Consider the following 19,389-nt stretch of genomic DNA (forward strand, 5'->3'; position numbering starts at 1 on the left):
AGTGTATCCGGCGTGCCAATCCCGAAGGATTATGTTTTGTTAATCAGTCTGGATAAGACAGGGCCGGAGGCGAACTGGAACTATTTTGGAGAGGTTGAAATTTTCTATTGCAGGAAAAAGGGGAACGTATTAAAAACGGAAAAATCTTATAAAGCGATATATACCCATGAACAATGGAATGGGGAGATTGATAAGATTTCTTTGGCAGATATACTGGGCTGGGCGAATATAAGCCCGACGCAGGAGAGTGGTAAGACAGAGAGGCTGCTGAAAATTAAGGAAGTAGAGCAGCGTGTAGGAATGACGAGGGCCAATATACGCTATTATGAGGAAGAGGGGCTTTTGAAGCCAATCAGAAACCAGGAAAATAATTACCGGGAATATTCCGAAGAGAATATAAGAAGTCTGGAGCGGATTAAAGTACTGAGAACTTTGGGGATTTCCATTGCAGATATTAAGAAATTAAATGATGGAAATATCAGTATGAAAGAAATTATGGATAAACGTCTGTAGCAGATTGGCGAAGAAGAGCAAATGCTTCGTGAAACGGAGAAAGTCTGTCAGGAAATCTGTCTGAGGGAATTATCTTTTGCTGAGATAGATGAGAAGATATTGGGAGAGAATAAGAACGTATGGCAGGAGAGATTTGAGAAGATCGGAAAGGAAGATATTACCAAAGAAATCCTGACGCCCCGGCAGTGTAACCGTAATTTGGCAGGAATGCTCCTGTGGGGATATTTCATAAGTGCAGTAACTGCGGCGTTGGCGGGAGATTGGCTGTTAGCCAATGTGGATGGTTACTGGATTGTCGGCATTGGCATTGTGGCAGTTTTCTGTTATATAGCAATGTATTTTACTGCAAATGTGAAGATACTGCTGGCAATTTTCCATATAGAAGCCGTTTTGCTATCGCCGCTGGCGGCAGCAGTGATGAGGATAGCTGAGGATATGTCTATGGGGAGTACGAGAAAGCAGGCCATTACCGGAAAGCATATGGCGGTGTTCTGGCTGGCAATTGTAATCTATGTGGCGCTGCTCTTTTGGCTGTCGGAAAAGCGAGAATCGTTTATGAAGAAGGCAGGATGTGTATTAAGCGTGGGAGTGGCATATGCGGGTGTTATGACCGTGGCAGCAGGCGTGATAAGCGATCTGTGGCTCTATGCAGCAATCGTATTTTTGGTCTTTACATTATTCCTTGGTATGAATTGGTATCATCTGAATGAAGAGCTGCCCGAATCCGGCGCCAGCAAATACTTTGCTGTAGTAAATGCCTGCAGGATTATGAATATTGCGGGATGTGCACAGAATATGAAAGGAAAGACAACATCCACAACCGTATTCCGATAAAGGATCATATAGAAAGAACCGGCCTGCAGCAGCAGACCGGCTTTTTTCCTGTTATTTTACAAACTTCCGTGCCAGGCAGCTTATCACTCCGGCGGCGCATAGGATAAACAAAGTGCGGTTTAGGGATCCATATACGTATAATGCTCCCTGTACGCCCTGAAGCGGCGCGGGTGAGACTGGTATTCTAGTGTAGGAATAGGAGGAAAGGACGGAGCCGATGTAAATAATCAGAAAAGATAATAATCCGTTCCCGGTGTCTGTCCGATGTCCGTTCCGGTCCTTGGCAGAACGTCCTCCGAATAATACGGCAAGGAATGCAATTCCTTCTATTAATAATGGAAGCAATGCAGTTCCAAGGTAGGCGGCAAGAATGTAATTCCTTTCTGCTATCATGGCGGATATGCTCCCGTATGGAAGGTAGTTGGCTTTGAAGTTCCATGCCAGAAGGATGGCAATTGCCGCAATCAGAACCAGCGTGATTGCGCGGAGCAAAAGAGAAGTCGTCTTGCCAAGTGTCTTCCCGGCGGCTTTGCCCCCGGACTTTAGTATCTTTGCTGCCGGAGAGAAAAGATTCGGAATCCGGCGGCTTTTCCGGCGATTCTTGCCTTCCCCGCGTGCTTTTTTCTGTGCTTCCATATATTTCTGTGTGTCAGTCGGACGCATAGGGCGGGTGCGGTTTTCTTCCAGATAGTCAATGTCTTTCGTATCATCGTCAAGATCTGCCAGTTGAGAAAGTACATCTTTATAACCGTCGTTGGCAGGCTCTTCTGAAAAATCAGGCAGGTCGCCTTCGTATATTACTTCAAAATCTTCATCAAAAACACTTTTTGTTTTCTTGGTGTCTGTGTTATTCATACTCATAAAAATCCCTCCCAAGGATGTATCTTATTGTAGTACGTTTTGGGAGAGGACTCAAGAGAAGTTACAAAAACTTAACGAAGACGTAAGGATTTCTTTAGAAATGTCAGCCTTTACTTGTGAGAAGGAAAAGTATATACTGATAATCAGTGGATAAAATGAATAAAAGAGGAACGATGGATTATGAAGATAATGATAGCGTCAGACATTCACGGCAGCGCTTATTATTGCAGGAAGCTGCTTGAGAGATATAGAGAGGAGAAGCCGGAGAAGCTGCTTCTTCTTGGAGATATTCTTTATCACGGACCGAGAAATGCGCTCCCGAGAGAGTATGCGCCGACGGAAGTGATTCGTATGCTGAATGCCATAAAAGAAGAGATTCTCTGTGTGCGGGGCAACTGTGATACGGAAGTGGATCAGATGGTACTGGAATTTCCGATTATGGCGGAATACTGCATTCTTTATGACGCAGGCAGAATGATATTTGCTACCCACGGACATCAGTTTAATATGGAGAATCCGCCGATGTTAAAGGCGGGAGACGTACTTTTACATGGGCACACTCATATTCCGGCGGCAGAGCTGTTTGAGGGAAAGCTGTATGTCAATCCAGGATCTGTCTCTATTCCGAAAGCAGAAAGCGAACACAGTTATATGGTGCTGAAGGATGGCGTTTTCCAGTGGAAGAATTTGGATGGCAGAGGCTATAAGACATATACGTTAGAGAAGATAGAAGGAGAGGATTAAAGATATGCTGGAAGTAAAGAACCTGACTTTTAAGGTAAAGGAAAACGGGATAGACAGAAGCATTGTGGAGGATATAAGTTTTACAGTAGAAAACGGTGAGATGCTGGTAATCACCGGCCCGAACGGGGGAGGGAAGTCTTCCCTGGCGAAGGTGCTTATGGGAATCGAGAAGGCAGATTCCGGGCAGATTATCCTGGATGGTGAGGATATCAGCGCTTATGATATTGACCATAGGGCAAATGCGGGAATCGGCTATGCATTTCAGCAGCCGCCCCGGTTTAAAGGAATGACGGTAGAGAGATTTCTTTCCCTGGCGGCAGGCAGACCGCTGACGGAGAATGAGGTATGTAAAATGCTGAGCGGCGTAGGTATCTGCGCGAGAGAATATCTGAAGCGGGAGGTGGATGGAACTCTGTCCGGCGGCGAGATGAAGCGCCTGGAGATTGCAACGGTGCTTGCCAAAGCTCATAAGCTGTGCATCTTTGATGAGCCGGAGGCGGGAATTGATTTATGGAGCTTTTCCATGCTGGTGAATCAGTTTGAGAAAATCCATAAGAAAAAAGAAGAGATGCTGATACTCATTTCTCACCAGGAGAGAATTATCCGGATGGCAGATCGCATTATGGTGATTGAGGACGGCAGGATTAAAACCATTGGACCCAAGGATGAGGTTTTACCGGCGCTGCTTGATAAAGGCCCGGTCTGCACATGCATGGAATGCTAAGATAGGAGTGAAGAGAGATGGCATTATTAGACAGAATTACGGAGAAAATATTAAAACAAATTGATGGCGCCGGATTTAAGCAGGAGGGCGCTTATAATCTGAGACATAACGGGATTGCTCTCTGCCATGGAGATAGTGAGCATATTAAGATTAAGAAGAAGGAAGACAAGCCGGGGATTGACGTGTATATTGACGGCAGGACAAAAGGAGAACAGGTACACATCCCGGTAGTAGTGGATGCTTCCGGTATGACAGATGTGGTATACAATGATTTTTTTGTAGAAGAAGGCGCTGAAGTTACGATTGTAGCCGGATGTGGTATCCATAACAGTGGATGTAATGAGAGCCGCCATGATGGAATCCATACATTCCATGTAGGAAAAGGCGCGAATGTGCGCTATGAAGAGAAGCATTATGGAGAAGGGGAAGGCAGTGGAGCAAGAGTTCTGAATCCGGTGACGAAGATTATTCTGGAGGAAGATGCAATTTTCACCCTGGATACGGCGCAGATAAAGGGAGTGGATTCTACACAGCGGGAAACGGATGTGGTATTGGGGAAAAATGCCAGATTATATGTGATGGAGAAGCTGATGACCCACGATAACCAGACGGCGGAGTCAAATATGGAAGTACAGTTGAATGGCGAGGGGAGTTCAGCGCAGATAGTATCCCGGTCGGTGGCAAAGGGAAATTCCAGACAGGTCTTCCATCCGAAGGCTGTAGGAAATGCGGGATGCCACGCACACGTACAGTGCGATTCCATTATTATGGATCATGCAGAGGTCAGCTCTATCCCGGAAATCAATGCCCGGCATCTGGATGCAGCGATTGTACATGAGGCTGCAATCGGAAGAATTAATGATGAGCAGCTTGTAAAGCTCCGTACGCTGGGAATGTCGGAAGAAGAGGCGGAAGGCGTAATTGTGGAAGCTTTCCTGAATTAAGCTTTCCGGAATAAGAGAATAAAACGAAAGAGAGAAGACTATGAAACTAAGGAAAAAACTGAGAACAATGGGGAAGGCTTTGAAGATGGAGCGTGAAGAGCACAGAAGTTCTTTTATTGTGTATGTAACCTTACGTTTGCTCGTCATTGCTGTAATGATTCTGCAGATATTTAACCGGAACTTTGAAAATGTATTTTTGTGCGTGCTGACACTTCTGCTTTTAATCGTTCCCAGCTTCCTTCAGGTAAATCTTAAGATAGAGCTTCCTACAGGGCTGGAGATTATCCTGTTGATTTTCATATTTGCGGCGGAGATTCTGGGAGAGATACAGGAATATTATATTAAATTTCCGATGTGGGATACGATTCTTCATACCTTGAATGGTTTTTTGATGGCGGCAATCGGCTTTTCTCTGGTGGATATTTTGAACAGAAATGAAAAATTTTCGTTTAAATTATCGCCTGTATTTATGGCGATAGTAGCCTTCTGTTTTTCGATGACAATAGGGGTAATATGGGAATTTTTTGAGTTTGGTATGGATCAGTTTTTTCATCTGGATATGCAGAAAGATACCATTGTACATAGTATATCCTCTGTGATGTTGGATCCGGCGGGTGGAAATACGCCGACCGGCATTAACAATATCTATGATGTGGCGGTAAATGGAGAAAGCCTGGGGCTGGGCGGCTACCTGGATATCGGCCTGATTGATACGATGAAGGATTTGCTTGTCAATTTCATTGGGGCAGTTGTTTTTTCTGTCATCGGTTTCTTCTATATAAAGAACCGGGGAAAAGGAAGATTTGCCGGTAAGCTGATTCCACATGTGAAGAGTAAGGATGCAGACTTCCTGAAAAGGGCAGAGGAAGAAGAAGAGCTGGAGGAGGCGCTGAGGAAGATGGAGGAAGAGAGCAGGCTGAAGAAAGGGAAAAAAACGGACTGCCGTTAGCGGCAGCCCGATAATTCAGAATTTAGTCTACTTTCGGTAATCCTGCAAATCCAACAGCAAGATCTTCGTCTGTTGGGATGTAATCTGACATTTCCCCGTCGTTGTATTTACCATATGCTACCATATCGAAGTATCCGGTTCCGGTGAGGCCGAAGACAATTGTCTTTGCTTCGCCGGTTTCTTTGCATTTCAGGGCTTCGTCCATGGCTACCTTGATTGCATGGCTGCTTTCCGGTGCGGGAAGGATTCCTTCGATGCGTGCAAATTTGGTTGCCGCCTCGAAAACGGAGGTCTGCTCTACAGATACGGCTTCCATGAGTCCGTCATCATACAGCTGGGAGAGTACAGAACTCATGCCATGGTAGCGGAGACCGCCTGCGTGGTTTGGAGACGGGATGAATCCGCTGCCCAGGGTGTACATTTTTGCCAGCGGGCATACCATTCCGGTATCACAGAAATCATAAGCATATTTTCCGCGAGTAAGGCTGGGGCAGCTTGCCGGTTCTACGGCGATGATACGGTAATCTTTCTCGCCTTTTAACTTCTCTCCCATGAATGGGGAAATGAGTCCGCCCAGGTTAGAACCGCCTCCGGCGCAGCCGATGATGATGTCCGGAGTGATGCCGTATTTGTCAAGAGCAGCTTTCGTTTCCAGACCGATAACAGACTGGTGCAGGAGAACCTGGGAAAGAACGGAGCCAAGCACGTAGCGGTAGCCTTCGTGGGTGGTTGCGTCTTCCACAGCTTCGGAAATCGCACAGCCCAGGCTTCCGGAGGTTCCCGGGTGCTCTGCTAAAATCTTGCGGCCCACCTGGGTAGATTCTGATGGGGAAGGCGTTACATTTGCCCCATAAGTACGCATAACTTCCCGGCGGAAAGGCTTCTGTTCATAGGAGCATTTTACCATGTATACCCTACAGTCAAGACCAAGATAAGCACATGCCATAGAGAGGGCAGTTCCCCACTGACCCGCTCCGGTCTCGGTGGTGACGCCTTTGAGTCCCTGCTTTTTTGCGTAGTATGCCTGGGCAATAGCTGAATTTAACTTGTGGCTTCCGGAGGTATTGTTCCCCTCGAACTTGTAGTAGATTTTGGCCGGTGTATCCAGCGCCTTTTCCAGGCAGTATGCGCGCACCAGCGGAGAGGGGCGGTACATTTTATAAAAGTCCTGGATTTCCTGCGGAATGTCAAAATATGCGGTCGTGTCATCTAACTCCTGTTTTACCAGTTCATCGCAGAAGACGTGGTTAAGTTCTTCTGCAGTCATGGGTTTTAACGTACCCGGGTTTAAAAGCGGTGCGGGCTTATTCTTCATATCAGCCCGGACGTTGTACCACTGCTTTGGCCTTTCACTTTCTTCTAAGTAAATTTTGTAAGGGATTTTGTTGTTGTCTGTCATGATTTTTTACCTTCCTTTCAAATATTGAATTGGATAGTACATCTTGTGGAGCGTCTTATAAGGAAAATGAAAACTTTCCTACATACAAAAAACTCCTGTCCTATGTATTTCATAGGACAGGAGATATTCCTGCGGTGCCACCTATATTCACTCTGTATACTTCCTGTGGGAAGCCTGCCAGCTTTCCAATGCTTTCATATAACAGAATGCTCTCAGCCATGTACTATCATACATGTTCCGGGATAACGGTCGGAAGCCGTCGCCCCTACGTCAGCGGATGCTGATTTCAGTTTGCCCTCACAAGTCCATTCACCCTGACTGATATTCTTACGGTTCCACCAATCCGTAATTCTCTGGTAATACGCCGTCAAGACTACTACTCTTGCTCATCGGTTCTTGCTTTTGCTTTATTATAGTGCCGCGGAGGGAGGATGTCAAGAAAAAAAAGTAAAAAAATAAACAAAAAAGATAGAAAAATCAAGGGCTTTTTATGTGAAAGTGTGATATACTTAATTGACTATATGTAAAGGAGGAGTTTTTATGAAAGGAAAGAAACTATTGGCAGCAATCCTTGCAGTTTCCATGATTCCTGTTTCTGCAATAGCAGTTTCTGCGATTGACAGCAAATCGGATGAAAAGCAGCTGCAGGTGCCTGTCGAGACAACGCTTGCGAAGAGCGAGCTTGGCAACCCGTTCCTCGGATTTGACGAGAATGGAAACAGAGTATATGGCGGTGATCCGTCTATTTTAGTAGATGGAGATACGGTATATGCTTATGTTGGTAATGATACGGCGAGCGGGGAAGGCTATTGGATGCCAAACTGGAGATGCTATTCTTCTACCGATATGGTGAATTGGAAGTATGAGAGTATTATTATGGAGAACGGTGATGTTTCATGGGCAGCGAACAATCATGAAGCATGGGCGGCTCAGGTAATGAAGTATAAGGATAAGTATTATTTCTATTACTGCACAGAAGGAAACAGCAGCGTGAACGGCGGCAAATGTATTGGTGTTGCCGTATCTGACAGCCCGACAGGACCATTTACCGATATTGGTAAACCGTTGGTAAGAAATATTGATACACCAAATGGAGTACATACCTGGGAAGACATTGACCCGACTGCCTGGATTGAGACGGTAGACGGCGTGGAACACCGTGTTCTTGGCTGGGGTAACAACCGTTTCTTTAACTGTGAGCTGAATGAAGATATGATCTCCATCAAAGACAGAGATGGTAATCCTAATAATTTGTCTGTCGGCTATGGTTCTGGCTATGATATTTCTATTGGAAGAATTAATGGTGTGGACAGAAAGCAGGGCATGAATGACAGTAACTCTACATGGACCGCTGATGATGGCAGGACTTATTTCTATACTGAGGCACCGTATTACTTCCGCCGTCAGGACGAGAATGGCAATTACTATGGCAAGTATTATATGTTCTTTGCGACGAACTGGCGTGAAGAGATGGCATATGCTACCTGTGATACCTATGAGCAGTTCTTGAATAATGACTGGACGTTTGGTGGAAGGATTATGACGCCGACGGCAACAGCAAATACAAACCACATGGCAGTATTTACTTTTAAGGGACAGGATTATTTTGTATACCATAATGGTACACTTCCGCACGGAAGCGGATACCGCCGTGTTGCATGTGTAGAAGAACTGAATATTAATGAGGATGGTTCTATTGATCTGTTTACAGAGACATCGACAGGTATCTCAGGTGTGAGCACGCAGATTACGGATGCAACAGGCGCATATATTGCACACAATGAATTTACCAATACAACAAATGACGGTGAATACCCGAAGGTAGGTAATAATGCGCAGCAGGTTCTGGTAAGTGATGATGCGAAGGAAGACGACGCAAAATGGGAACTGGAATTAGGCCTGGCAGATCCGGATAATGACGCATATGTATCTATCCAGTCTTATAATAAGCCTGGTATGTATATTACAGTAGAAGATTCCGGTGAGGTTACTCTTGCGCAGCATTGGGATGACAATGATACTGGAAGAGCGAAAATTACATTCCGCACGCTGGAAGGCTTTGCAGGATATGGCGTGACATTTGAGAGTGTCTATAAGCCGGGATACTATCTGGCAAGCGTTGACGGTGATTTGGTTCTTACCAAGAATCCGGCGGCAGAGGCATGCTCATTCAACGTAGATACAGATTCTGAGGTTTCTTCTATGAAAGTACAGAAGACAAAACGTATGTATACAGTAGGAAGTGAACTGAATACGGATGATATTCGTATTAAAGCAACCTATGAAAATGGCGATACAAGATGGATTACAGATTTCACTACAGATGCTGATGAGATTGATATGAGCAAAGCCGGAAATAAGACTCTGACGGTTACTTATACCGAGGATGGCAAGACGCTGACAGAGAAGATTACGATCCGGGTAGTTGAAAAAGGTAAGACATTATAAAGGAGGGGCATTATTATGAAATATAAGAAATTACTTTCTGCATTTCTTGCCACTGCGATGACGGTTGCCACGGTGCTGCCGGGAGCAGGGACAATCCAGGCAGAAGCGGCAGAAGCTCCGCAGCCGATTAAGACATTTTCCTTTGAAAATGCTCTTGATGGAAGTACGGCAAAGACACAGGCGAACAGCGGTGCATACAGCGGAACGATTACATATGACACAGGTAAGAGCGGACAGGCAGTTAAGCTTGGAGACTATGGCCTGCAGATGAATACTGGTAAAATCGGAAATGCCTATACCATATCTCTTTGGGTGAATCCGACACAGAATCTGGTGGATAACGGTAGTCTGATTTTTATGGGTGCACCGAAAGGCGCTTCAGAATATTGGTCATCCGTTGCCGGTGACGGCGGCGGGGGAAATATTAAGCTGTGGTCCAATAATGGCAGTGATTTTGCCTGGAAAGCGGCATTTACTGGCGTGGCGTTAGCGAAGGACGAGTGGTCTCTGGTTACTTATACACAGTCCGGCAATGATGCGGTGCTTTATATTAACGGTGAAGCAAAGGGATCAGGAGGAGCAGCGATTTCTCTGAATCAGGATAATAGTGACCTTTATCTTGGTGTTACAAATTGGGATGCAGATGGTTTGTTCAATGGTCTGGTAGATGAAGTTCAGGTGTACGACGAAGCACTGACGGCAGACCAGGTATATGCGCTCTATGATACGACAGCGCCGGAAGATATTTTTGCAGAAAAAGGATTTACCGTAAATGCAGAACTTTCTGTTTATACAGGAAGAAGTGCGGAACTGGATGTGGTTCTGCCTGTCGGAGTTGCTGCATCTGACGCACAGATTAGCTACAGCTCCAGTGATGCATCTGTAGCAACCGTGGCAAACGGAACAGTTACAGGTGTGAAAGCCGGTACGGCAACAATTACGACAACCGTGAAAGTTGGAGGTACAACGAAAAATGCAGAGACGCAGGTAACAGTATCTGATCTTGACGAGACAGAGATTCCGGTTGTAGCAAAATATGAGATGAACAGCGGAAGCGGCGCGGCTGTAGCGGATACGTCCGGCAATGGTTTTGACGCGACAATTGTGAATCCGAACGGAACTTCTTATGAGAAGGATGGAGACCGTTCTGTGCTGAAGATTAACTCAGCAGACAGCTATGTTACTTTCCCGACAAGTATTTATGAGAAACTGACAAATAAAGAACAGTTCACAATCCAGGCAAAGTATGCGAGAACAACATTAAATAATGCATGGCTGTTCTGTATTGGTTCTAAGGCACAGTCTACCGGAACGAATTATTTGTTCTATGCTCCGTTCTTTGGCGGAAATGTACCTCGTGCAGGAATCAAAGATTCTTCTGAGAGCCTGTACAATTTTGCAAATAAATCATTTAGCGCAGACACCTATTATACAGTAACGATGGTTTTCGATAATGGAACCATTTCTATCTATGTGGATGGTGCGTTGGTAGGATCACCGCTTGTAACTACGAAGACGATGGCTACAATTGTAGCAAATGGTACGCAGAATGGCGTTCTTGGATTTATCGGAAAATCCTGCTGGTCAGCAGACCCGAATTACACAGGAAGCGTTGATGAATTCACAATTTATGATGCTGCTCTTACGGAAGACCAGGTTCAGTTATCTGATGCAGATGTATTGCAGAAGAAGTTAGAAGCGTTGGACATCCTTGGCGATAAGAATGAGTCTCTGGATGCTGTTGTGTATGATCTGAATCTTGTGAAGAGCGCAGATGGATTTGATATTAAGTGGAGCAGTGACAATGAAGATGTTATTACTGCAGATGGAAAGGTATTGAATTCTGATGAGGATACACAGGTAACTCTGACAGCTACAGCGTCTTATGGACTTCTGACAGCAGAAGCAAAATATACTGTTACGGTAAAAGCATTGGATCTTACACTTCTGAAGGCAGTGGTAGCAGAAGCGAAAGAAATGCAGGCAGATGTCTTTGAAGCAGATTCATATCAGGCTCTGCAGAATGCTTTGGAAGGCATCGACGAGCGTGTGGCAGCCGTGAAGTCACAGCAGGAAGCAGCGGATATTGAACAGGAAATCAGGACCGCAGTTAGCAAGTTGGTTTATAAGGAAGATTACAAAGATCCATGGACCAAGATTGAAGCAGCGGCTCCGAAGGAAGATGCGGAGTACAAGCCGGGCGAAAGTGAAGCTTTATTCACGATTCCGGAAGGGCTGGAAAACTGCGTAACCGTAGAATACAGCTCTGATAATGAGGAAGTTGCGACATATGCTGACGGCAAGGTAACAGCCGTAAAAGCAGGTACAGCAATCCTTACAACTACGGTAACAGCAAAATATGATGGATGGAAAATGGAGTATGGTACTTATGTTACTGTAAAGGGAGAAGAACCATCTGTAACGTCCATCACAGTAAAAACTGCTCCTGAGAAAACGGAGTACAAGATCGGCGAAGAACTGGATCTGACCGGAATCGTTATCGAAGCTGCTTACGAGGATGGAACAAAGAAAGAAATCGACATCAAAGACTGTACAGTAACTGGTTTCGATAACACCAAGGCAGGAACACAGAAAGTTACAGTTACTTACGAAGATCAGACTGTAACCTTTGAGGTAACGGTTTCAACAAAGGCGGTTAGCGATATCTTTGATGATGTCGACAGCGAAGACTGGTTCAACGATTATGTACAGAATGTATATGATAAGAAAATTATGACCGGTCTTACTCCGACCCACTTTGGACCGACAGATACCCTGGCACGTGCACAGTTCGCACTGATGCTGTACCGTATGGAGGGAGAACCGGAGGTTACTACCACAACGGCTGCATTCCCGGATGCTGGTGAAAGCTGGTATAAGGATGCTGTTATCTGGGCGAACCAGAATAAGATCATCACAGGATATACGGACTCCGGTTTGTTCGGACCGGCGGATCCGATTACCCGTGAACAGATGGCAACGATTATGTACCGCTATGCGAACTACAAAAAGTGGGATGTTACGAAATCTGCTGACCTGAGCACCTTCCCGGATGCATCCAGCGTAAGTGCATATGCAAAAGACGCGATGGCCTGGGCAGTTGCAAATGAAATCATTCAGGGAAATAACGGACGTCTTGACCCGCAGGGAAGCGCTGTACGTGCACAGGCGGCTACGATTATTTCCAGATTTATAGAAACTTATCCGGTGTTTGAATAAAGCAATTACGGGACAAGTAATAACAACAAAAAGAGGGGCTGGCAACAGCCCCTCTTTGCAGATGAGGAAGGGCTGTCTGTTGAAAATGCAGCAAAAATGGGAGTACAGCTTCTCGGTTCGCCCGATTGGCTGTACTCCCGCTCTTTTTACTTATCGCCGCCATCTGTCTTTTCTGCTTCCAACGCCTGCCTTGTAAGGCTGGCAACATTGCCGCCTCTTCGGGCCACTTTCATATTAGCGCCACCCTCCTCCGTTCTTTCCTTTTGTACCCCAGTTGGAGGAATGAGCTTTTTCAGACCTATCACCCTGCTATTCAGATAAAAGAAGAATGAAAGGAAGAGACATTCCACAAAAGAATTCAAAGTTAAAAAAATCTGAATTCTGTAGGAATGTCTCTTCTTTACATATCAGGGATTAAAACCCGGTATTAATCGACAATTTCAGAGAAAATTGCTTTATTTAATCACCGAATGTCTCCATAAATCTCTGGATAATAATCGCGCATTCTGCACGGCTTGTGCTACCCTGCGGGTCAAGACGGTAAGTACCATCTGTATTTTCTTTCCCTTCAATGATTCCATTTTCTACTGCCCACTTCATAGCAGTTTCTGCGAATCCGCTTACCTGTTCTGCATCGGAAAAGCTGCTGAGCTCTGCCGTCTTTGAGATATCATATTTCTTATAATCCGCATAACGATACATCATAACTACCATCTGCTCACGGGTAATCGGATCGTTCGTTCCAAAGTAGCCGGAATCTGTATATCCGGTAACAACCTTCGCATCCGCTGCCCAGGTAACTGCCTTTGAATAGAACTGTCCGTCCGGTACATCCGGGAACTTCGCCTCGTACTCTACTTTCGGTTCACCGTTAAGCCGGTAAAGAATGGTTGCAAACTGCGCACGTACCAGCGTTGCATATGGTGAGAAGTGCGTAGGATCTGTACCCGTCATGGTTCCTGCAAAGTAGTTGTAGTATGCCGCATTGTAGAACCAGTCGTCTTCCACCACATCTACGTATGGAAGTTCTTTGCTTTCCAGAGCCTTTGCTGCTTTGTCAAGCGTTGCAACTGCATCATCAATTTCTTTCTGCGTTGCATCTTCTTTATCCCGAATTGCCTGCGCCTTATTTAAAGCCTCCTGGAATGCTTCCCATGAATCGGCAGTATAATCATCCGCTTCTAATTTCGCGGCATTTTCAATTGCCTTTTCAAGCTCCTTCTTATTTGCATCATCCGGTTTCGACGCTTCCGTCACTGTAACCTCAAAGGTTACGGTCTGCTCTTCATAAGTAACCGTAATTTTCTGTGTTCCTGCCTTGGTGTTATCGAAACCGGTTACTGTGCAGTCCTTGATGTCGATTTCTTTCTTTGTTCCATCATCGTAAGCTGCTTCAATAACAATTCCGGTCAAATCCAATTCTTCGCCAATCTTGTACTCCGTTTTCTCAGGAGCAGTTTTTACTGTGATGGAAGTTACAGATGGTTCTTTTACAGTTACCTCAAAGGTTACGGTCTGCTCTTCATAAGTAACCGTAATTTTCTGTGTTCCTGCCTTGGTGTTATCGAAACCGGTTACTGTGCAATCCTTGATGTCGATTTCTTTCTTTGTTCCATCATCGTAAGCTGCTTCGATAACGATTCCGGTCAGATCCAATTCTTCGCCGATCTTGTACTCCGTTTTCTCAGGAGCAGTTTTTACTGTGATGGAAGTTACAGATGGTTCTTTTACAGTTACCTCAAAGGTTACGGTCTGCTCTTCATAAGTAACCGTAATTTTCTGTGTTCCTGCCTTGGTGTTATCGAAACCGGTTACTGTGCAGTCCTTGATGTCGATTTCTTTCTTTGTTCCATCATCGTAAGCTGCTTCGATAACGATTCCGGTCAGATCCAATTCTTCGCCAATCTTGTACTCCGTTTTCTCAGGAGCAGTTTTTACTGTGATGGAAGTTACAGATGGTTCTTTTACAGTTACCTCAAAGATTGTGGTCTGTTCTTCATAAGTAACCGTAATTTTCTGTGTTCCTGCCTTAGTATTATCGAAACCAGTTACTGTGCAATCCTTGATGTCGATTTCTTTCTTTGTTCCATCATCGTAAGCTGCTTCAATAACGATTCCGCTCAGATCCAGTTCTTCGCCGATCTTGTACTCCGTTTTCTCAGGAGCAGTTTTTACTGTGATAGACGTTACGGATGGTTCGGATGGTTCTTCTTTTTCCTTTACAGTAATCGTTAAGGAGATAGTCTCGTTCTCTTCTAATAACTCATCATCATAAGTCATTTTCAGAATCGGAGTACCGTCTGATGCCCAGTGTACACGTTTTAATCTAGCGTGACGGCATGGGTCGTTCAGAGGTTCACTGTTGTAAGTAGATTTGGTTCCATCCCATCCACACATCTGATAGTTGTGGCTTGTCGGTCTTGCGTGGTATACGAAGATTACATTGCCATCTTTATCTACGGTAAAGGAATTATGTCCGGGGCCTTCTTCGCCGCTTACATCACGGGAAGTCAGGAGCGGATAAGGAGTCTTTGTCCATGCTCCGTCAGCCAGAAGGTCAGAGCCTCCTTCAGCCGTCAGCATACCGATGGAATACATGGAGCCAGTTCCGGAAACAGAGAAACAAAGGTAGATGGTACCATCTTTCTGAAGTACGGTTGCACCCTCGTTTACAATATTGCGGATACGCTCCCAACCATATTCGGGCTGCGTCAACAGTACAATATTAGAAGTTAATTCATATGGTTTCTCTTCATTGACCTTAGCCATGTATAAGCTGGAATTTCCGTAAGCAGTTGATGCCCAGATTACATAGCTCTCGCCGTTTACTTCATCTTTGAAGTAAGTCATATCCAGACAGAATGAGTTCACAATTGCATTTGTAAGGCCTGTGCCGCCGCGCATCTGGTAATCTTTCCACTGAGAAGCTTCATTGGAAGCTTTTAAAGCTGTTTCATATGGATCCTGGTCGCCCGGTAATACGAGTGCATGGCAGTAGATACCAAATAAACTGCGGCTGTTCTGGCTTTCGGTAAAGTATACGACCCAGTTGTCTCCTACACGATGGATTTCCGGAGCCCAGATATAACGATAACCGCGGGATTGCTGGGTTCCATTGCGATCCTCATATCCCTGGTTGCCGACTTTCCATATAGTTACCTGTTTGCTGCGATCCTGTAATTCTTCCAGAGTTTTTCCTCTTCTTAATACGACACGGTCATACTGCTGGCAATTATCACTTGCGTCAATTTCATCGCCGTCTTCTGGGAAATAGGATCCTGTCATATAGTAGTAACCGGTCTGTTCATCCCAGAAAATGAATGGATCTGCCATACCCTCAACGAACTTGGTTTCGTCATAGTATACGGTCTTAGTATCCGGATCATAGTTAGTCGGATAGTCCGTGTTCTCGTTATCCGGATCATCTTCCGGAAGTGTGCTTCCATTGAGCTCTTTTAAGTTGTTCAGATACTTGGTCTGTACGACTTTACCCGTTACAGTGTAAGTACCTTCTGCTGAAAGGTCAACACCATCTAAAGCGCCACTCCAGTCGATGTTGAAATTCTGGGTAGAGCCGTCGGTATAGGTTGCGGTTGCGGTGGGGTAGCTCTCAGCCAGATCCTCTTCTGTAAGTGTATCGCCAGCCCGGATTGTCTTATCTTCGAGAGCTTCCAGTCCGTTATTTACAACAGTTCCCAGTTTGTTTACGATGTAAGTATATTCTTTTTCTGTCAGTTCTACTGCATTTCCGAGAGTCAGGTTCGTATCTGTATCCAGAAGGTTCTCGCCATCCAGCATAAGCTTGAAGGAAGACGGAGTTAATACGCCTGAAGTCTGGGATGCCTTGCTCATCATGGATTCATCATAGAAATTTACGCCGTCTGTAGATGTAAATTCATGATATCCCTGAGATTTGTCTGCATCGCGGGCGATAACGGTAAAGGTGCCGTTTTCTTTGAAGACTTTCGGCTCTGTGATTTTCAGTGTTCCCTCTTTAGCAAAAATCACACCACCGCCGTTGTTCAGTACATCGAAGGTCTTGCCGTCTTTGCTGACTGCAAAGTATACGCTCTGTGTTTCCTGATCAGTGTTGGAATAATTTCCTGTGTAGAACGGTGTAGTTGTCGTATAGACAGCCAGATAATAGCCTTCCTCCAGAGAATCAATATCCGGAATTGATTCTACTGTGATGGTAAGTTCGTTAGAAACGAGACCACCGATGGATGCCGTAATTGTGGTGGTTCCGGCGGCCAGAGCAGTCAGTAAACCATTACGGTCTACCGTTGCAACCTTTTCGTTGCTGGACTTCCAGCTTACCATAGATGCGCCTGTTGCACCTGATGGTTCCAGCGTTGCAGTAAGCTGCATAGTCTTATCAACATTTACTGTTGCGTCATCGCTGGAAATTGTGATTCCGGTTGCAAGCTCAGAAGTAGCTGTCTCGTCGTACAACTGTGCTACTTCAGCGGCAGTTAAAGCCTTACCGAAGAAGGAAATATCATCCAGAAGTGCGCCTGCACCGATCCAGTATTTTGCCATGCTGGCGCCAAGGCGGATCTTTGTGCCGTCTTCGGGGGTCATATCGCTGTTGCCAGTCAGTTCTGCCAGTAAGGTTGCAAGGTCTTCTGAACCGCTGGATACGGTGTGATTGATTTTTTGACCGTTGCTATAGAAAGCAATTTCGTCTTCCGTTAAGGTCATGGTAACCATTTTCCAGGTGTTTGCCGTACTCAGCCCAAGTCCTCCTACGTTGTAGTCTGCGAATTTGCCATCCTGATCAGTTGTGTTCCAGTAAACCATACTCTGGTTAAAAGCAAAGGTCCCGGCTCTGCCTGTCGCAGCAGGAGCAATCTCAAAATCAATCATACAGCGGTTGCCGCCTGCGGTTCCCTGGGTATTTGCCCAGAAATTCAAAGTCAGACCATTGCTGGTATCCATTTTCTCAAACGGATTGGATGGAAGCTGTGCATAGCCGATGTTATTCAGGCCATTATCGCCAGTGCCCTGTCGAACGGTCCGCAGTACCTGACCTCTGTCAGAGTCGGTTGTCAGGGATGGAGCCTGTCCGTTTCCAACTGTTACAAGAGAGATATCTCTGGTACCGTCGGAGAGAGTAGCAGCATCATCGGCTTTAGCAGCGAAGTCGTCAAAATCATAAGTTGTCAGTGCCTGGTTAGAAACCTTCACATCATAGCAGTACTTGTATACTTCGGTATCTGTTAAGGTCTGGTCATAAACCTTTACGTCATCGACTGCACCGGCGAATTCTGCGTCCCAGTTATTGACAGCGATGTAGATATCCTGATTTTCACCGTCCAGAGCGTAAGCGCCTCTGCTGGTATTGTAGAGTTCGCCATCGATATAAGTTTTAACGGTATTGTCGTTATCGGACTGGGTCAGAGTGATACAATGCCATTCTCCAGCCTTTAAGGTCGGATTATTCAAGGTAATCCAGCGGTAGAATTCAGCTCCCTGGGTACCTTCGCTTGTCCAGACCTTTAATTGGTCGGTGCCGCTTTTATTTCCGGCGATGCTAATCCATTTTTCCGGGTTGTGATAACCTAAGAACATCAAGGTTTGGTTCTCGGCAAATGTACCGTCAGCTTTGAACCATGCGGATACCGTGAAGTTCTTGCCGAGGTTCTTCTTGTTAAGCTGCAGACCGAAATCTCCAAGCTTAATCGCCTTGCTGCCTTCGGTACGTCCCTCTACATAGGTGGGGGTACCGCTATAGTTTTTCAGGCCGGTGGTTATTGGTACAGCAGCATCGTTTTCAGCCATGCTGTTATACAGATTATCTTCAAATCTGTATTCAGCAACGGCAACCGGTACGCTGGCTGTGCCGTTTCCCGTATCATCAGTTTCTGCTGCAAGAGAAACTGGTGAAACGGAAGTGAATAGAAGCGCTCCGGTCAGGATACCGGATAAAAGTTTCTTCCATTTCATGTTTTTGTTTCCTCCCTTACTTAAATAATTTGGTTTTGTTACGTCTTAGATAAAGAGTAACGCCTGATTCCATTATACGGTTATTGCTACAGGCTTTCAACTGAAAAACGGAATATTTTTATATAATATGAATAAATATTGGGGATTTTGTGATGGAGTTTTTGTGCTAAAATTATTTCAGGACTTTTCTTTATGAAACCTGAAAAGATTTCAGGGGAAGGCGTGACTCATGCGAGTCACGCCTTCCCCTGTTTTAGGACTGTCGATTTTCCGTCAGTCTCTTCCTTTTATTATTGTTGTTTCTTCCGCGATTGTTTTATTCAAACACCGGATAAATCGCTATAAATCTGGAAATAATTGTAGCCGCCTGTGCACGTACAGCGCTTCCCTGCGGGTCAAGACGTCCGTTATTTCCCTGAATGATTTCATTTGCAACTGCCCAGGCCATCGCGTCTTTTGCATATGCACTTACGCTGGATGCATCCGGGAAGGTGCTCAGGTCAGCAGATTTCGTAACATCCCACTTTTTGTAGTTCGCATAGCGGTACATAATCGTTGCCATCTGTTCACGGGTAATCGGATCCGCCGGTCCGAACAAACCGGAGTCCGTATATCCTGTGATGATCTTATTCTGGTTCGCCCAGATAACAGCATCCTTATACCAGCTTTCACCAGCATCCGGGAATGCAGCCGTTGTGGTAGTAACCTCCGGTTCTCCCTCCATACGGTACAGCATCAGTGCGAACTGTGCACGTGCCAGGGTATCTGTCGGTCCAAAGTGGGTCGGAGTAAGACCGGTCATAATTTC

13 protein-coding genes and 1 other annotated feature are annotated in these 19,389 nt (G+C 45.4%); of the genes, 8 read left to right on the forward strand and 5 right to left on the reverse strand.

Annotated elements, in window-relative coordinates:
* Window positions 1-513 (forward strand): MerR family transcriptional regulator (locus tag OCV99_RS07685; RefSeq protein ID WP_262575177.1); only part of this gene is annotated, 513 nt, incomplete at its 5' end.
* Window positions 514-534: 21 nt separating this feature from the next.
* Window positions 535-1,347, forward strand: coding sequence for a hypothetical protein (locus OCV99_RS07690; RefSeq protein WP_158369510.1), 813 nt, complete (start codon window positions 535-537; stop codon window positions 1,345-1,347).
* 51 nt (window positions 1,348-1,398) lie between these two features.
* Here OCV99_RS07690 and OCV99_RS07695 read toward each other — a convergent pair whose 3' ends face one another.
* Window positions 1,399-2,208, reverse strand: coding sequence for a hypothetical protein (locus OCV99_RS07695; RefSeq protein ID WP_262575179.1), 810 nt, complete (start codon window positions 2,206-2,208; stop codon window positions 1,399-1,401).
* 180 nt (window positions 2,209-2,388) lie between these two features.
* Between OCV99_RS07695 and yfcE the strand changes: the two genes are divergently transcribed.
* From yfcE to OCV99_RS07715, 4 genes are read left to right on the forward strand one after another with little or no spacing between them, the layout of a single operon-like run.
* The gene (gene yfcE / locus OCV99_RS07700) at window positions 2,389-2,952 is read left to right on the forward strand and encodes a phosphodiesterase (RefSeq protein ID WP_158369511.1); all 564 of its coding nucleotides are present in this window, start codon (window positions 2,389-2,391) and stop codon (window positions 2,950-2,952) included.
* Between the two features lie 4 nt (window positions 2,953-2,956).
* Window positions 2,957-3,676: an ABC transporter ATP-binding protein gene (locus tag OCV99_RS07705; protein WP_158369512.1), complete on the forward strand. Its 720-nt coding sequence runs from the start codon at window positions 2,957-2,959 to the stop codon at window positions 3,674-3,676.
* Between the two features lie 17 nt (window positions 3,677-3,693).
* Window positions 3,694-4,620, forward strand: coding sequence for a SufB/SufD family protein (locus OCV99_RS07710; protein WP_158369513.1), 927 nt, complete (start codon window positions 3,694-3,696; stop codon window positions 4,618-4,620).
* A 40-nt stretch (window positions 4,621-4,660) separates the two neighbouring features.
* On the forward strand, window positions 4,661-5,569 hold the full coding sequence (locus OCV99_RS07715; RefSeq protein WP_158369514.1) for a DUF2238 domain-containing protein: 909 nt from the start codon (window positions 4,661-4,663) through the stop codon (window positions 5,567-5,569).
* A 22-nt stretch (window positions 5,570-5,591) separates the two neighbouring features.
* On the opposite strand, the gene OCV99_RS07720 is transcribed toward OCV99_RS07715, so the two are convergent.
* The gene (locus OCV99_RS07720) at window positions 5,592-6,968 is read right to left on the reverse strand and encodes a TrpB-like pyridoxal phosphate-dependent enzyme (protein ID WP_158369515.1); all 1,377 of its coding nucleotides are present in this window, start codon (window positions 6,966-6,968) and stop codon (window positions 5,592-5,594) included.
* Window positions 6,969-7,077: 109 nt separating this feature from the next.
* Window positions 7,078-7,367 (reverse strand) — a binding site (T-box leader).
* 141 nt (window positions 7,368-7,508) lie between these two features.
* On the opposite strand from OCV99_RS07720, the gene OCV99_RS07725 reads away from it, so the two are divergent.
* Together OCV99_RS07725 and OCV99_RS07730 are read left to right on the forward strand one after the other, a co-directional pair.
* The gene (locus tag OCV99_RS07725; protein WP_158369516.1) at window positions 7,509-9,416 is read left to right on the forward strand and encodes a family 43 glycosylhydrolase; all 1,908 of its coding nucleotides are present in this window, start codon (window positions 7,509-7,511) and stop codon (window positions 9,414-9,416) included.
* A 15-nt stretch (window positions 9,417-9,431) separates the two neighbouring features.
* Window positions 9,432-12,635 carry a LamG-like jellyroll fold domain-containing protein gene (locus OCV99_RS07730; protein ID WP_158369517.1) on the forward strand — a complete coding sequence of 1,068 codons (3,204 nt, stop codon included), beginning with the start codon at window positions 9,432-9,434 and terminating at the stop codon, window positions 12,633-12,635.
* 146 nt (window positions 12,636-12,781) lie between these two features.
* On the opposite strand, the gene OCV99_RS07735 is transcribed toward OCV99_RS07730, so the two are convergent.
* The 3 genes from OCV99_RS07735 to OCV99_RS07745 all read right to left on the reverse strand — a co-directional run.
* Window positions 12,782-12,940 carry a hypothetical protein gene (locus OCV99_RS07735; protein WP_262575184.1) on the reverse strand — a complete coding sequence of 53 codons (159 nt, stop codon included), beginning with the start codon at window positions 12,938-12,940 and terminating at the stop codon, window positions 12,782-12,784.
* A 154-nt stretch (window positions 12,941-13,094) separates the two neighbouring features.
* On the reverse strand, window positions 13,095-18,581 hold the full coding sequence (locus OCV99_RS07740; RefSeq protein WP_158369519.1) for a bacterial Ig-like domain-containing protein: 5,487 nt from the start codon (window positions 18,579-18,581) through the stop codon (window positions 13,095-13,097).
* Window positions 18,582-18,897: 316 nt separating this feature from the next.
* A partial coding sequence (locus tag OCV99_RS07745) for an S-layer homology domain-containing protein (RefSeq protein ID WP_158369520.1) occupies window positions 18,898-19,389 on the reverse strand: 492 nt, incomplete at its 5' end.

Origin of the sequence: Dorea acetigenes (assembly GCF_025567385.1) — a bacterium.
GTDB lineage: Bacteria > Bacillota > Clostridia > Lachnospirales > Lachnospiraceae > Claveliimonas > Claveliimonas acetigenes.